We start from the raw sequence: 15860 nt of genomic DNA on the forward strand, positions 1-15860 counted from the left end.
CCGCCACGCGGCGCGAGCCGGAACCAGGCCTCACCCGGCGCGCTGCACGGCAGCCGGCCGCGAATACACGCCGCCTCGCCCCAGCAGTTCGCCATGCCGCCCCTGTTCCACCACCTGCCCGCCCTCCACGACGACGATCCGGTCGGCATCCCGGATGGTGGCGAGGCGATGCGCGATGACGAGGCTGGTCCGGCCTTCCGACAGCTCCTGGAGGGATGCCTGGATCGCCTGCTCGGTCTCGGTGTCGAGGGCGGAGGTGGCCTCGTCCAGGATCAGGATGGGAGGGTTCTTCAGGAAGATCCGCGCGATGGCCAGGCGCTGCTTCTGCCCGCCCGAGAGCTTCACGCCCCGCTCCCCGATCACGGTATCCAGCCCTTCCGGCAGGGCTGCGATCACCCCGTCCAGCCTGGCCCGCCGCGCCGCCTCGCGGATCTCCGCCTCGCTCGCGCCCAGCCGGCCATAGGCGATGTTCTCCCGGATCGTCCCCCCGAACAGGAACACATCCTGCTGCACGATCCCGATCTGGCCGCGCAGGGAGGCAAGCGTCATGTCGCGGATGTCGATCCCGTCGATGGTGATCCGCCCCTCCGACACCTCGTAGAACCGCGGCAGGAGGGAACAGAGCGTGGTCTTGCCCGCGCCGGAGGGGCCGACGAAGGCCACCGTCTCGCCGGGGCGCAGATGCAGGTCGATGCCGTCGAGCACCGGCCGGCCGTCGCCGTAGCGGAAGCGCACGCCTTCATACCGGATCTCGCCCCGCAGCCCCGGGGCCGGCCGGGCGCTCGGCCGGTCCGCGATGTCGGGCTCCGTCTCCAGCAGCTCCAGGAAGCGCCGGAACCCCGCGATGCCCTTGGGATAGGTCTCGATCACCGCGTTGATCTTCTCCACGGGCCGGAAGAAGACGCCGACCAGCAGGAGGAACCCCACGAAGCCGCCCGCCGAAAGCTCCCCGCGCATGACGAACCAGCTGCCCGCCACCATCACCAGCATCTGGGTCAGCCGCATGGAGAGGTAGGAGAGCGAGGTGCTCGCCGCCATCAGCCGGTAGGCCTGCAGCTTCGTCGCGCGGTAGCCCTCGTTGTCCCGCGCGAAGAGTTGCCGCTCGTGCTCCTCATTGGCGAAAGCCTGCACCACGCGGATGCCGCCCACATTCTCCTCGATCCGCGCGTTGAAATTGCCCACCCGCCCGAAGATCGCCTGCCAGTTCCGCGTCATTCGCCCGCCGAACCGCGCCGTGATCCAGCCGGTGAAGGGCACCACCAGCGCCGTGATCAGCGCCAGCTCCGCATTCACCGCGAACATCAGCGCGAAGGCGCCGAGGAAGGTCATCACCGCGATGAACAGGTCCTCGGGCCCGTGATGCGCGACCTCCCCGATCTCCTCCAGGTCCTTCGTCAGCCGCCCCACCAGATGCCCGGTCTTGTGGTTGTCGAAATAGGAGAAGGATAGCTTCTGGAGATGCGCGAAGGCCTGGCGCCGCATCTCGGTCTCGATGTTGATGCCGAGCATGTGCCCCCAATAGGTCACGACCGCCATCAGCCCCGCATTCAGCAGGTAAATGGCCATCAGCCCGGCCGCCGCCAGGCCGATCAGCCCCCAGTCGCCACCCGGCAGCAACCGGTCGACAAAGGCTTTCACCGCCAGGGAAAAGCCAAGCTCCAGCAGGCCCGACATCACGGCACAGCCGAAATCGAGCAGGAAAAGGCGCCGGTGCGGGCGGTAATATTCGAAGAAGCGCTTGAGCATCGCGCCGCCCTCTACCACCCTGGCGGCCGCGCCGCATCGCGCCAGAGCGGATCGCCCAGGGGCCCGAGAGCCCCCGGCGCCCGATCCGTTCCGCCATGCAGCCCGCCCGCCACGGACCGCCAGGCCCTGGTGGACCGGAAACCCCCACCCCTCTCCGGCCCTTTTCCCACCCGATGCCCGCCCCCGCCGCCTTCATCCCCTTCCGGAACCCCGCCTTCCGGATGCTCTGGACCGCGACCCTGATCAGCAACATCGGGGGCTGGGTGCAGAGCACCGGGGCGGGCTGGCTGATGACCTCCCTCTCCCCCTCCCCGGTCATGGTCAGCCTCGTGCAGGTGGCCTCCATGCTGCCGGTCTTCCTGCTCGCCCTGCCCGCGGGCGCGCTGGCCGACATCATGGACCGGCGCCGCTTCCTCATCTTCACCCAGGTCTGGATCTGCGCCGCCGCCCTCCTCCTTTGCGCGCTGACCGCCGCGGGCCTGCTCGGGCCCTGGGGGCTGCTGGCCTTCACCTTCCTCATCGGCATCGGCGCGGCGGCGAACTTCCCGGCCTTCGGCGCCACCACGCCGGAACTGGTGGTGCGGGAGGACCTGGTGCAGGCGATCGTGCTGAACGCGATGGGCTTCAACCTCTCCCGCGCCATCGGCCCCGCCCTCGGCGGCATCGTGCTGGGCTGGGCGGGGGCGGAGGTGGCCTTCGCCCTCAACGCCGCCTGCTACCTCTACCTCACCGGCGCCCTCCTCCTCTGGAAGCGCAGCCCCGAGGCCGAGACCACCCCGCGCGAGGGGCTGCTGGACGCCATGGGCAGCGGCGTGCGCTACGTCCTCGCCAGCCCGGTCATGCGGGGCATCATCATCCGCGCCACCCTGCTCTTCTTCGCGGGCTCCGCGGTCTGGGGGCTGCTGCCCATCCTGGTGCGCTTCCGCCTCGGCCTAGGGCCGTATGCCTTCGGCCTCATGCTCGGGGCCATGGGCGCGGGCGCGGTCATGGCCAGCTTCGGCCTGCCGGCGCTCCGCAGCCGCATCTCCCGCTCCAACATCGTCCTCCTCTGCGCCTGCGGCATGGGGCTGGCCATCATCGCCCTCGGCCTCTCCCCGCACTGGCTGCCCGCCGGCCTGGCGATGCTGGTCTACGGCGCCTCCTGGCTCGGCATGACCTCCACCCTCAGCGCCGCCTCGCAGCTCGCGGCGCGCCCCTGGGTGCGGGCTCGCGCCATCGGCCTGTTCCAGGTCGCCACCTTCGGGGCCATGGTCCTCGGCTCCACCCTCGGCGGGGTCGGCGGCGCGCTGATCGGGGTTCCACATACCCTCGTCGTCTTCGGCCTGGGCGCCATCCTCCTCGGCATCCTCTCCCGCCGCCTGCCGCTGGAACCCGCGGCGAATATCCCCATCCCCGCCCGCCTGTCCGAACCGGTGCCCGAAGCCCCCGCGCCGGAAATCCTGCGCAGCCTCACCGAGGAAGCCCGGCTTCTCGAATCCGTCCGCTACGCCGTCCCCACCGCCTCGCGGGACGCCTTCCTCGCCGCCATGGCCGAGGTGCGCGGCGTCCGCCTGCGCGCCGGCGCCATCGTCTGGCGCCTCTACGAGGACCTCGCCCACCCCGAACGCTATATCGAACTCTGGGCCGTCCGCTCCTGGAGCGACCACCTGCGGGAACAGTCGCGCCTCTCCGAACAGGACCACGCTATCCTCGCCGCGGCCGCCGCCTTCCAGCAGGAAGGAACGGCCCCGGAAGCGGAGCGCTTCGTGCAACTGCCGATCTGATCCTGCGCTGCGGGCTCCGGAGGGCTCCGCCCTCCACCCGCCAAGGGCCTGAGGCCCTTGGAACCCCGTCTGACTGCCGTGGATGCCCCGGATCGGTGGGGTCTCTGGTGGGCAGGTGCTATTCCTGCCGTTGCAGTCCCCTCGGGTCATCGGCCCAATACGCACCGTTCGCCGAGTGATTCCAAACTCGAAGACAAAGATGATGGGTCGAAGGCACTGCCTTCGACGGGTCCGGGGAGAGGAAGAATTCCTTCTTCCTCTCCTCGGGACAGACTGACCTCAGCCCATCGCCGGCGTGATCCGGATCGACAGGTCCGGCAGACCCTCGATCTTGCAGAGGATCAGGTCGCCCGGCACCACCGGCCCGACATTCTCCGGCGTGCCGGAATAGATGATGTCGCCCGCCTTCAGCTCGAAGGCTTCCGATAGCTTCGAGATCTGCTCCGCCACGCTCCAGATCATTTGCGACAGGTCCGCGTTCTGTTTCACCTGCCCGTTCACCGCGAGGGAGATGGCGCCCTTGGTGAAGGCCCCCGTCCTCTCGGCCGGGTGGATCGGGCCGATGGGTGCCGAGCGGTCGAAGGCCTTGCCAATTTCCCAGGGCTTCTTCTGGTCACCCATGCCGCGTTGCAGGTCCCGCCGCGTCATGTCCAGCCCGACGGCATAGCCATAGACATGCTCCAGCGCCCGGTCCGTCGGGATGTTGCGCCCGCCCGATTTCAGGGCGGCCACCAGCTCCACCTCGTAATGGTAGTTCCGGGTGAGCGAGGGATAGGGGTGGTCCACCACCCCGCCGGGCGGGACCAGCTGGATCGCATCGGTCGGCTTCTGGAAGAAGAAGGGCGGCTCGCGATCGGGGTCGGAGCCCATCTCGCGCGCATGGGCCGCGTAGTTCCGCCCGATGCAGTAGATCCGCCGCACTGGGAAAGCCGCCTCCTGCCCGACCACGGGGATGGTCGTCTGAGGCAGGGCGAAAAGGGTCCGGGGCGCGCTCGGCACCTGCGCGGCAGCCGGCATCCCCAGCACGCCCGCGGCGCCCAGCGGCAGCGCGACCCCCAGCATGTCCCGCCGATTGGCCTTCATGCGAACGCTCCTCCCTGGTTACTGGTCAGCGCGGCCCACCAGGCCGGCGAGTGAGAGCCTAGGCACTCCCGGCCGGGGCCGCACCGGGTCAGGGGCGGCGGTCATCCGCTCGTGATGACCCGGCGGCGCCATGCGCTGCGGTCAGGGCAGGATGGTTCTAGAAACCTTCGCTCGTCCGACGCATTGCGGTTGCCGAGGACGCGCATCACCCCATGATGGAACGTGTCCACCGGACTCGAACGCGAAGGAGCCGTCATGGCCAAGGCTGAAACCGACAAGGTGCCCAACAAGACCCGCAACGACACCCCGAGCAACGGCAAGACCGTCAGCATCAACGTGCTGCAGGCCGTGCTCACGGACATCATCGACCTGACCAATGCGACGCGCCAGGCGCATTGGAACGTCAAGGGCAGCCATTTCTATGGCCTGCACAAGATGTTCGAGACTTTCTACACCATGCTGAACGAGCAGACGGACGAGCTGGCCGAGCGCGCCGTGCAGCTGGGCGGTATCCCGGACGGCACCACCCAGGCCGTCGGCGCCCAGACCCGCATCAAGCCCTATGACGCCAAGATCCTGGACGGGCTGGACCACTGCTCCGCCCTGGCCGACCGCTACGCCCAGATGGCCCAGGCCCTGCGCGAGGGCATCGACACCACCGACGAGGCCGGTGACGCCGACACCTCCGACCTGCTCACCCAGGTCTCCCGTGAGGTCGACAAGGCGCTGTGGATGATCGAGGCCCATCTCCAGGGCAAGAACTGACCCCACGCGGCATCCGGGCCACGGCCCGGCATGAAAGGCCCCGCCCCGGCACCCCTGGTGCCGGGGCGGTTGCATCTGGCCCCCCGGATGGCTAATTTGGGCCGGGGACCCAGAACAAGACATGAACGATCTATTCGGCGGCCGCCCTCCCAAGGGCCCGGCCCAGCAGAGCTATTCGGCGGCGGATATCGAGGTACTGGAGGGGCTGGAGCCGGTCCGCCGGCGCCCCGGCATGTATATCGGCGGCACGGATGAGAACGCCCTCCACCACTTGGCCTCCGAGATCATCGACAATGCGATGGACGAGGCCGTGGCCGGCCATGCCGACCGCATCGAGGTGACACTGGAGCCGGACAACTGGCTCTCGGTGCGGGACAACGGCCGCGGCATCCCGGTGGACCCGCACCCCAAATTCCCCAAGCTGTCGGCGCTGGAGGTGATCCTCACCACGCTGCATTCCGGCGGCAAGTTCAGCGGCAAGGCCTATGACACCTCGGGCGGCCTGCACGGCGTCGGCTCCTCGGTCGTCAACGCGCTCTCCGAGCGGATGGAGGTGGAGGTCGCCCGCGACCGCACCCTCTTCACCCAGGCCTATTCGCGCGGCAAGCCTCTGGGTAAGCTGAAGAATGCCGGCCCGGTGCACAACCGCCGCGGCACCACCATCCGCTTCCGGCCCGACCCCGACATCTTCGGCAAGCTGCAATTCGCGGCGCAGCGCCTGTACCGGTTCTGCCGGTCCAAGGCCTATCTCTACAAGGGCGTCGAGATCCGCTGGTCTTGCGACCCGCGCCTCATCAAGGACGACACCCCGGCCCAGGCCACGCTGCATTTCCCCGGCGGCCTCTCGGACTACCTGGCCGCCGCGATCGAGGGAAAGACCACCGTCACCCCCGCCCCCTGGGCGGGCGAGGCGACCTTCCCGGGCGGCGCCGGCCGCGCCGAATGGGCGGCCACCTGGCTGGAGCAGGGCGAGGGCTTCCTCTCCACCTATGCGAACACCATCCCCACCCCGCAGGGCGGCACGCACGAGGCCGGGTTCCGCAATGCCCTGGTGAAGGGGCTGCGCGCCTATGGCGAGCTGCGGAAGGAGAAGCGCGCGGCCAATGTGACGGCGGAGGACCTGTTCGGCGGGCTCGCCGGCATGGTCTCGGTCTTCGTCCGCGAGCCGCAGTTCCAGGGCCAGACGAAGGACAAGCTCACCTCCCCCGAGGCCGCGCGCCTGGTGGAGGGCGCGTTGCGCGACCATTTCGACCACTGGCTGACCGGCGACACGCGCAACGCCGACAACCTCCTCTCCTGGGCGATCGAGCGGGCCGAGGAGCGCATCCGCCGCCGCGAGCAGAAGGAGGTTCCCCGCAAGACCGCCACCCGCAAGCTGCGCCTGCCCGGCAAGCTCGCCGACTGCTCCAGCGAGAATGCCGAGACGACCGAGCTGTTTCTCGTCGAGGGTGATTCCGCCGGCGGCTCCGCCAAGCAGGCGCGGGACCGGATGACTCAGGCCGTCCTGCCGCTGCGCGGCAAGATCCTGAACGTGGCCTCGGCCAGCACGGAGAAGCTGCGCGCGAATCAGGAGCTGCGGGACCTGGTGGAGGCGCTGGGCTGCGGCATCGGCGACCGCTTCGACCTGGCGCGGCTGCGCTACGGCCGCATCATCATCATGACGGACGCCGATGTGGACGGCGCGCATATCGCCGCGCTGCTGATGACCTTCTTCTACAAGGAGCTGCCCGCCCTTGTCCGCGAAGGCCGCGTCTTCCTCGCCCAGCCGCCGCTCTACCGGCTGCAGCACGGCGCGAAGTCCATCTATGCGCGCGACGATGCCGACCGCGAGCGCATCCTCAAGCGCGAGTTCAAGGCGAACCAGAAGGTCGAGGTCAGCCGCTTCAAGGGCCTGGGCGAAATGCCCCCCGCCTCCCTCAAGGAGACGACGATGGATCCGAAGAAGCGCACCCTCCTGCGCGTGGTCCTGCCTCAGGAAGCGCGGGCGGAAACGGCGGAGCTGATCGAGGCGCTGATGGGCCGCAAGCCCGAGCTGCGCTTCAAGTTCATCCAGGAGAACGCGTCCAAGCTGGACGAGGCGGAAGTAGACGTCTGATGCGGACGGTGCGCCTGAGGTCGATGACCTCAGGCGAGTGCAAGGGCAGGAAAGTCACCTTTAACCAGAGACCCCACCCTTCCGGGGTACCCACGGCAGTCAGACGGGGTTCCAAGGGCCTCAGGCCCTTGGCGGGTTGAGGGCGGAGCCCTCACTAGCCCCGATCAGCCCTGCCGGGGGCTGGGCCGCGCCGTCAGCGTCGCGCCGGGGCGTTCCCGCCCGTAGAGCATCATTGCCCGCCTTTCGAAGGCGCGCACCATCAGCCGGACCGCCTCGTTGAACACCGTGCCGATGACGGCCTGGAGCAGACGGGACTTGAACTCGAAATCGACGAAGAAATCGACCTCCGACCCACCCGGCACGGGGTGGAAGCGCCAGTGGTTGTTCAGGTAGCGGAAGGGGCCGGTGAGGTATTCCACATGGACGTGGTGTGGCCGCTCCAGCGTCACCCGGCTGCGGAAGGTCTCGCGGAACATCTTGAAGCCGATGGTCAGGTCCGCGATCAGCTCGCCCGCATTCTGCGAAACCACGCGCGCGCCTACGCACCAGGGCAGGAATTCGGGGTAGCGGCGCACATCCGCCACCAGGTCGAACATCTGCTCCGGCGTGTAGGGAAGCCGCTTCTTCTCAGCGTGGGTGGGCATGCCCCGCGCCTCAGGCGGCGGTGGCGGCGGCGGGGCTGCGGCCGAGTGCCGCGTCACGCGAAGCGCGCAGGGCCGCGAAGTCGCGATCCGCGTGGTAGGAAGAACGGGTCAGCGGCGTGGCCGAGACCAGCAGGAAGCCCTTCGCGCGCGCCATCCGGGCGTAATCCTCGAATTCGGCGGGCTCGACGAAGCGGTCCACGGCGGCGTGCTTCACCGTCGGCTGCAGGTACTGGCCGATGGTGAGGAAGTCGATTTCGGCGGATCGCATATCGTCCATGACCTGCAGCACCTCGGACCGGGATTCGCCCAGGCCGACCATGACGCCAGACTTCGTGAAGATGCCGGGGTCCAGCCGCTTCACCTCGTCCAGCAGGCGCAGGGAATGGAAGTAACGCGCGCCGGGGCGGATTGACGGATAAAGGCGCGGCACGGTTTCGAGATTGTGGTTGAACACGTCCGGCCGGGCCGCGACCACCACCTCCAGCGCGCCGGGCTTGCGCAGGAAGTCCGGCGTGAGGATCTCGACCGTGGTCTCCGGCGCCGCGGTACGGATGGCCGCGATGGTGCGGGCGAAATGCTCCGCCCCGCCGTCTCGCAGGTCGTCCCGGTCCACCGAGGTGATGACCACGTGGCGCAGGCCGAGCGCCGCCACCGCATCCCCCACCCGGCGCGGCTCATCCGCATCCAGGGCCTTCGGCAGGCCGGTGGTGATGTTGCAGAAGGAGCAGGCGCGCGTGCAGATCTCGCCCATGATCATCATGGTCGCGTGCCGCTGGGACCAGCACTCCCCGATATTCGGGCAGGCGGCTTCCTCGCAGACCGTGACGAGCTTGTTCTCCCGCATGAGGTTGCGGGTCTCGTGATAGATCGGGTGGGTCGGCGCCTTCACCCGAATCCAGTCCGGCTTGCGCTTGATCGGGTTGTCCGGCCGGTTCGCCTTCTCCGGATGGCGAAGGGGGGCGGCTGCGGCGCTGGGCACGATCCGGGCGATATGGGCCGGAAGGGCCGGCGCATCCCCGGCGGGCATGAGCTCCGTGGGCATGGGCTCGGAGGCCGCGGGCGTTGCCGCGGCCTGGGCGCCGCCGGCGCGGTGATCCACCAGGATTCGGGTGGCCATGGGCTCTATCCTTCGGCCGCGCGCCCCGGGCTTGCCGGGCCGGCGCGGCGACAGGGTTGGGTGCGGAATCTCGCCCCTAGATGTGGATCACCCGGCCGAATGCATCAAGCACGGCCTCATGCATCGTCTCGGAGACGGTGGGGTGGGGGAAAACGGTGTGCATCAGCTCGGCCTCGGTCGTCTCCAGGGTCCGGGCGATGGTGTAGCCCTGGATCATCTCCGTCACCTCGGGCCCGACCATATGGGCGCCGAGCAGCTCGCCCGTCTTCGCATCGAACACCGTCTTCACCAGCCCCTCGGGCTCGCCGAGCGCGATGGCCTTGCCATTCCCGATGAAGGGGAAGCGGCCGACCCGCACCTCATGCCCGGCCTCCTTCGCCTTGGCCTCGGTCAGGCCGACGCTGGCCACCTGCGGGCGGCAATAGGTGCAGCCCGGGATGTTCAACGCCTCCATCGGGTGCGGATCCAGCCCGGCGATGCTCTCCACGCAGATGATCGCCTCATGGCTCGCCTTGTGGGCCAGCCAGGGCGGGCCGGCCACATCGCCGATGGCGTAGAGGCCGGGCTCGCCCGTGCGGCCCATCTCGTCGATGACGATATGGGTCCGCTCGACCTTCACCTTCGTGCCCTCCAGCCCGAGGTCCTCGACATTGCCGACGATGCCGACGGCCGAGATCAGCCGGTCCGCCGTGATCTCCTGCACCTTGCCGCCCGCCTCGACGGAAACGGTCACGCTGTCCCCGTTCTTCGTCACCTTGCCGATCTTGGCGGAGGTGAGGACGTTCATCTTCTGCTTCGCGAAGGACTTCTGCACGAAGGCGCTGATCTCGGCGTCCTCCACCGGCAGGATACGGTCCATCACCTCGATGAGCGTCACCTGGGCGCCCATGTTCAGGTAGAAGCTGGCGAACTCGCTGCCGATCGCGCCCGAGCCGATGACGATGAGCGACTTCGGCATCGCATCCGGCACGAGCGCCTCGCGATAGGACCAGATGAGCTTCCCATCCGGCTCCATCCCCGGCAGCACGCGGGCACGGGCGCCGGTGGCCAGGATGATGTTCTTCGCGGCCAGCTCCGCCACCGGCTTGCCGTCCTTGGTGACGGAGAGCTTGCCCGGCCCGGCCAGCTTCGCAGTGCCGTCATAGACGGTCACCTTGTTCTTCTTCATCAGCCCCTTCACGCCGGAGGAGAGCTGATTGGCGACGGCGCGGGAGCGCTTCACCACCTTCTGGAAGTCGAAGCGGATGTTGTCGGCCGCGAAGCCATAGGCATCCAGCGTGTGCAGGAGGTGGTTGATCTCGCTGGCGCGCAGCAGCGCCTTGGTGGGGATGCAGCCCCAGTTAAGGCAGATGCCGCCCAGGTTCTCGCGCTCCACCAGCGCGACCTTCATCTTGAGCTGGGAGGCCCGGATGGCGGCCACATAGCCGCCGGGCCCGCCGCCCACCACCACCAGATCGAACTGATCGGCCATGCCGGCCTCCTCCGTGGCGGCGCCGGGCGCCGCGTGATGTTGCGTCGGCGTGGCCCTCAGGCCGCCAGCCGCTTCAGCGCCTCGCCGCTCAGGCGCTGGTTCATCCATTCCTTCATGCCCTGGGCGCCAAGGCCCCGGTAGAAGGCGATCGAAGGCTCGTTCCAGTCCAGCACCTGCCAGTCCAGCCGCGTCCAGCCCTCCCGCACCGCCTTCTGGGCGAGGTAGCGGAAGAAGGCCTTGCCGATGCCCAGCCCGCGGGAATCCGGCTCCACGAAGATGTCTTCGAGATAGATGCCCGGCTTGCCCGTGAAGGTGCTGACATTGTTGAACCAGAGCGCCTGGCCGACGACCCGCCCCTCCACTTCCGCAAGGACGGCGTGGAGCAGCGGCTTCTCGCCGAAGAGCAGGGCGCGGAAGTCCTCTTCGGTGCCCACCGCCTCATGCAGCAGCTTCTCGTAATCCGCGAGGGCGCGGACGAGGCGCACCACCTCCGGCAAATCGGCCGGGATGGCGTCGCGCAGCGTGAACGGGGCGGCGGCTTCCGTCACAGCATGAGGCTCAGGGGATCTTCCACGATCGACTTGAAGGTCGAGACCCATTCCGCCGCCAGCGCGCCGTCGATCACGCGGTGATCGACCGAGAGCGTGACCGTCATCACCGTCGCGATGGCGAGCTGGTCGCCCTTCACCACCGGTCGCTTCTCCCCGGCGGAAACCGCCAGGATGCCGGCCTGCGGCGGATTGATGATGGCCGAGAACTCGCGCACCCCGAACATGCCCATGTTCGAGATGGAGAAGCCGCCTCCCTGGAACTCCTCAGGCTTCAGCTTGCCGGACTTCGCCCGTGCCGCGAGGTCCTTCATCTCGTTGGAGATGGTGGCCAGCCCCTTCTGGTCGGCGCGGCGGATGATCGGGGTGATCAGCCCGTCGGGGATGGAAACGGCGATGCTGATATCCACGTCGTCGTAGATGACGATCGCGTCGTCGGTCCAGGAGGCGTTGGTCTGGGGCAGCTTCCGCAGGGTGGCGGCGGCCGCCTTGATGACCAGGTCGTTCACCGAGAGCTTGTAGGCCCCGGCGCCCTCCTTCGGAGACCGCGCGTTGAGGTCGGCGCGCAGCTTCAGCAGCGCATCCAGCTCCACGTCGATCGAGACGTAGAAATGCGGGATGGTCTGCTTGCTCTCGGTCAGGCGGCGGGCAATGACCTTGCGCATCGTCGAATGCGGCACGGCCTTGTGCGGCGCGGTGATGACCGGTGCTGGGGGCTTGGGCGCGGCGGCCGGGGCTTGCTGCTGCGGGGCAGTAGCGGCCGGCTGGGCCTGCGGCGCCGCGGCCGGCGCCGCCTGCTTCGGTGCGCCCTGGGCCGCCTCGATATCCGACTTCACGATGCGCCCGTTCGGCCCCGAACCCCTCACGGAGCCGAGCTCGATCCCGGCCTGCTGGGCCAGCCGGCGGGCGAGCGGCGAGGCGAAGATGCGCCCTCCCTGCCCTGCCCCATGCCCGGCGGGTGCCGGGCTGGACACCGGCGCCTGGCCCTGCGGCGCGGGCGCGGAGACGGGCTGCTCGGCAGCACCGGCCACCTTCCCGCCGGAGGCCTGCACGGCCTCCAGCGCCGGGCTGCCGGAGGGAGACGGGGCCGGCCCCTTCTCGCCGCCAGCCGAGGCCGCGGCATCGCCGGACGGAACCGCCTCTCCTTCATCGACCATGATGCCGATGGGCTGGTTGACCTTCACGCCCTCCGTTCCCTCGGGCACGAGGATCTTGCCGAGGATGCCCTCATCCACGGCCTCGAATTCCATCGTCGCCTTGTCGGTCTCGATCTCGGCGATCACGTCGCCGGACTTGACCTGCTCGCCCTCCTTCTTGAGCCAGCGGGCGAGCGTCCCCTCCGTCATGGTCGGGGACAGGGCGGGCATCAGGATGTTGGTGGCCATCTGCGTCGCCCCTTACTTGTAGGTGACTTTGCGCACAGCCTCGACCACCTGCGCCACCGTCGGCAGCGCAAGCTTCTCGAGATTGGCGGCGTAAGGCATCGGCACATCCGCGCCGGCCACACGGGCCGGCGGCGCGTCCAGGTGGTCGAAGGCGTTCTCGATCACCTGCATCGCCACCTCGCCACCGACATTGGCGAAGGCCCAGCCCTCCTCGACCGTGACGAGGCGGTTGGTCTTGCGCACGGAGGCCAGCACCGTCTCGATGTCGAGCGGGCGGATGGTGCGCAGGTTGATCACCTCGGCGGAAATGCCGGCCTTGGCCAGCTCCTCCGCCGCCTGCATCGCCAGCCCGACCATGATGGAATAGGCGACGATGGTGACGTCCGTGCCCTCCCGCTCCACCTTGGCCTTGCCGATGGGCAGGATGAAATCCTCATCCACCGGGCACTCGAAGCTCTGGCCGTAGAGGATCTCGTTCTCGAGGAAGACGATCGGGTTGGGGTCGCGGATGGCGGCGCGCAGCAGGCCCTTCGCATCCGCCGCCGACCAGGGCGCAATCACCTTCAGCCCCGGGACATGCGCGTACCAGGAGGTGAAGTCCTGGCTGTGCTGCGCGGCCACGCGCGCCGCGGCACCGTTGGGCCCGCGGAAGACGATGGGGCAGCCGAGCTGGCCGCCCGACATGTAGAGAGTCTTCGCGGCCGAGTTGATGATGTGGTCGATGGCCTGCATCGAGAAGTTGAAGGTCATGAACTCGACGATGGGCTTCAGCCCGGTCAGCGCCGCGCCCACGGCCATGCCGGTGAAGCCGTATTCCGTGATCGGCGTGTCGATCACGCGCTTCGGACCGAACTCGTCCAGCAGCCCCTGCGAGATCTTGTAGGCGCCCTGATACTGAGCGACCTCCTCGCCCATCAGGAACACGTCCTTGTCCGCGCGCATCTCCAGGGCCATCGCATCGCGCAGCGCCTCGCGCACGGTCGTCGGCTTGGTCGCGCCCCAGTCCTTCTCCGGCTGGGCAGTGGACTTCGGCTCGGCAGCCGCTCCCTCGCGGCGCTCGGCACCGCGGGCGGAAACCTGGCCGTAATCCTCGGCGCCCTTCGCGATCTTGCCGATCTCTCCACCGTGCTGCGTCGCGTTGGACTCCGGCTGCTGCACGGCGGCCGCCTTGCTGCCCTGCTCGGCCGGCGGCGTGCCGGCATTGCCCGCCGGCGCGGCCGCGCTGCCATTGCCGCCATCCAGCTCGGCGATGGCAACGTTCACCTGCACCCCCTCCGTCCCCTCGGGCACGAGGATCTTGGTGAGGGTCCCTTCATCGACCGCCTCCACCTCCATGGTGGCCTTGTCCGTCTCGATCTCGGCGAGCACGTCGCCGGACTTCACCGCATCGCCTTCCTTCTTCAGCCAGCGGCTGAGCTTGCCCTCCGTCATGGTGGGGGAGAGGGCGGGCATCAGAATGGTCGCGCCCATATCAGCGGGTCTCCACCAGAACGTCGGTCCAGAGTTCGGATTCGTCGGGCTCGGGGCTGGACTGCGCGAAGTCGGCGCTGTCCTGGACGATCGCCTTCACCTCGTCGTCGACGGCCTTCAGCTCGGCCTCTGGCGTGCCGCCTTCCAGCAGGAGCTTGCGGACCATCTCGATGCAGTCGTTCTGCTCACGCATCTTCTGCACCTCCTCCCGCGTGCGGTACTTGGCGGGGTCAGACATGGAGTGGCCGCGGTAGCGGTAGGTCTGCATCTCCAGCAGGTAGGGACCCTTCCCCGCGCGGCAGTGGGCCACGGCGCGCTCGCCGGCCGCCTTCACCGCCAGCACGTCCATGCCGTTCACCTGCTCCCCCGGAATGCCCCAGGGCGCGCCGTTCTTGGAGAGGTCCTTGGAGGCCGAGGCGCGCTCGACCGAGGTGCCCATGCCGTAGCGGTTATTCTCGATGATGAAGACGCAGGGCAGCTTCAGAAGGGCGGCGAGGTTGAAGCTCTCATAGACCTGGCCCTGGTTGGAGGCGCCTTCGCCGAAATAGGCTAGCGCGACCTTGCCATCCTCGCGGTACCAGTTGGCGAAGGCCAGCCCGATGCCGAGGGACACCTGGGCGCCCACGATTCCATGGCCGCCATAGAAGCCCTTCTCGCGCGAGAACATATGCATGCTCCCGCCCTTGCCCTTGGAATAGCCGCCGATGCGCCCGGTCAGCTCCGCCATCACGCCCCGGGCTTCCATGCCGGTCGCAAGCATATGGCCGTGGTCGCGATAGGAGGTAATGACCTCGTCACCTTCCTTCAGCGTCATCTGCATGCCGACGACGACGGCTTCCTGGCCGATATAGAGGTGGCAGAAGCCGCCGATGAGCCCCATGCCATAGAGCTGCCCAGCCTTCTCCTCGAAGCGGCGGATCAGGAGCATCTCCCGATAGGCCTTGCCGAGAATATCCTGGTTGTGGCCGGCACCCGGAGGGGAGTCCTTGCCGCGTCCGTTGCGGCGCTTCGCCGCGCTGTCCGTCCCGAGGGCCATGGGGTGCTCCTGCGTATAAGCCGGCCGAGGGGCGGCCTTGATTCGGCAGATACGGTCGGCCCAGCCGATCAGCAAGCTACAAGACTCAGCTAAGTCCTTGATGTTGCGTTGCAACATGGCGATTAACCGGTTTCCGGTTAATCACGCCCATCGCATGTGAATGCCGTGTGAAACCTTCGCCTCACCGGTGTTCACGCCCGAGCCCCCCTCACTGCAGGCCGGCGGCGGACCCCGAACATGCCTGCGGCGCGGCGGACCTCCGCCGCGCCGCAGGCGCATGAGCCAGGTGCTCGGATCCTAGAAAAGGCGCCGGTTCGGCGCGTAGGGCACGATGATTTCGTCCCTGGACACGACGTTCAGAAGCGCGCGGGCGCGCTCCTCCAGCATGTCACGGTCGAGATGCTCCGCCCGCAGGCCGGCCACCTTCCGCTCCATCGCGTCCCGCTCCGCCTCGGCCTCCGCCAGCACGATCCGTGCGGCGGCGATCTCGGTGTTGCGGGCATCGCGGGCCAAGAGGCCGCGCGTGCCGTGCATCGCGTGATGGGCGAAATAGCCGCAAAGCGCGAAGAAAATTGTCGGAAGCACCAAGGCCTGAGCCCGGCGCTTCACCCCCCTTAAGAAAGCCAACTGCCCCTCCCCCGAAGAGCTTAGGCCGATCGGAATGATCCCCTGGGTCGGAGTAAAATCGGACGCGCGCTGCGGTGCAAGAGCATTCACGCCAGGGTTGCAGAAATAGC

13 protein-coding genes are annotated in these 15860 nt (G+C 68.5%); 3 read left to right on the top strand and 10 right to left on the bottom strand.

Annotated elements, in window-relative coordinates; all coding sequences use genetic code 11:
* Positions 1-30: 30 nt before the first annotated feature.
* Positions 31-1746, bottom strand: a complete 1716-nt coding sequence (locus BUB97_RS21720; RefSeq protein WP_073138832.1) for an ABC transporter ATP-binding protein — start codon at positions 1744-1746, stop codon at positions 31-33.
* Between the two features lie 173 nt (positions 1747-1919).
* On the opposite strand from BUB97_RS21720, the gene BUB97_RS21725 reads away from it, so the two are divergent.
* Positions 1920-3509: an MFS transporter gene (locus tag BUB97_RS21725; RefSeq protein WP_073138835.1), complete on the top strand. Its 1590-nt coding sequence runs from the start codon at positions 1920-1922 to the stop codon at positions 3507-3509.
* 279 nt (positions 3510-3788) lie between these two features.
* Here BUB97_RS21725 and BUB97_RS21730 read toward each other — a convergent pair whose 3' ends face one another.
* Positions 3789-4526 carry a fumarylacetoacetate hydrolase family protein gene (locus BUB97_RS21730; protein WP_217659733.1) on the bottom strand — a complete coding sequence of 246 codons (738 nt, stop codon included), beginning with the start codon at positions 4524-4526 and terminating at the stop codon, positions 3789-3791.
* Positions 4527-4847: 321 nt separating this feature from the next.
* On the opposite strand from BUB97_RS21730, the gene dps reads away from it, so the two are divergent.
* A complete protein-coding gene (gene dps / locus BUB97_RS21735; protein ID WP_073138841.1) occupies positions 4848-5357 on the top strand; it encodes a DNA starvation/stationary phase protection protein Dps in 510 nt (169 codons plus the stop codon).
* 121 nt (positions 5358-5478) lie between these two features.
* Entirely contained in the window at positions 5479-7452 is a 1974-nt protein-coding gene (gene parE, locus BUB97_RS21740; RefSeq protein ID WP_073138844.1) for a DNA topoisomerase IV subunit B, read from the top strand.
* A gap of 164 nt (positions 7453-7616) precedes the next feature.
* Here the strand turns inward: parE and BUB97_RS21745 are convergent, their stop codons facing one another.
* The 8 genes from BUB97_RS21745 to BUB97_RS21780 form a co-directional block, all read right to left on the bottom strand.
* Complete coding sequence (locus BUB97_RS21745) at positions 7617-8096, bottom strand: type II toxin-antitoxin system RatA family toxin (protein ID WP_073138847.1); 480 nt, start codon at positions 8094-8096, stop codon at positions 7617-7619.
* 10 nt (positions 8097-8106) lie between these two features.
* The gene (lipA, locus tag BUB97_RS21750; RefSeq protein ID WP_245818409.1) at positions 8107-9213 is read right to left on the bottom strand and encodes a lipoyl synthase; all 1107 of its coding nucleotides are present in this window, start codon (positions 9211-9213) and stop codon (positions 8107-8109) included.
* A 76-nt stretch (positions 9214-9289) separates the two neighbouring features.
* Positions 9290-10684: a dihydrolipoyl dehydrogenase gene (gene lpdA / locus BUB97_RS21755; protein WP_073138850.1), complete on the bottom strand. Its 1395-nt coding sequence runs from the start codon at positions 10682-10684 to the stop codon at positions 9290-9292.
* Positions 10685-10740: 56 nt separating this feature from the next.
* Positions 10741-11232, bottom strand: coding sequence for a GNAT family N-acetyltransferase (locus BUB97_RS21760; protein ID WP_073138852.1), 492 nt, complete (start codon positions 11230-11232; stop codon positions 10741-10743).
* The gene (locus BUB97_RS21765; protein WP_073138854.1) at positions 11229-12617 is read right to left on the bottom strand and encodes a pyruvate dehydrogenase complex dihydrolipoamide acetyltransferase; all 1389 of its coding nucleotides are present in this window, start codon (positions 12615-12617) and stop codon (positions 11229-11231) included. The genes BUB97_RS21760 and BUB97_RS21765 overlap by 4 nt, the downstream gene beginning before the upstream one ends.
* Before the next feature lie 12 nt (positions 12618-12629).
* Positions 12630-14087 (bottom strand): pyruvate dehydrogenase complex E1 component subunit beta, encoded by a 1458-nt coding sequence (locus BUB97_RS21770; protein WP_073138857.1) that lies wholly within the window; start codon positions 14085-14087, stop codon positions 12630-12632.
* 1 nt (position 14088) lies between these two features.
* Positions 14089-15015 carry a pyruvate dehydrogenase (acetyl-transferring) E1 component subunit alpha gene (gene pdhA, locus BUB97_RS21775; RefSeq protein ID WP_408906150.1) on the bottom strand — a complete coding sequence of 309 codons (927 nt, stop codon included), beginning with the start codon at positions 15013-15015 and terminating at the stop codon, positions 14089-14091.
* 405 nt (positions 15016-15420) lie between these two features.
* On the bottom strand, positions 15421-15708 hold the full coding sequence (locus BUB97_RS21780) for an FtsB family cell division protein (protein WP_245818410.1): 288 nt from the start codon (positions 15706-15708) through the stop codon (positions 15421-15423).
* Between the last annotated feature and the right edge of the window lie 152 nt (positions 15709-15860).

The sequence above is a fragment of the Muricoccus roseus genome (assembly GCF_900141905.1).
Lineage (GTDB): Bacteria > Pseudomonadota > Alphaproteobacteria > Acetobacterales > Acetobacteraceae > Roseomonas > Roseomonas rosea.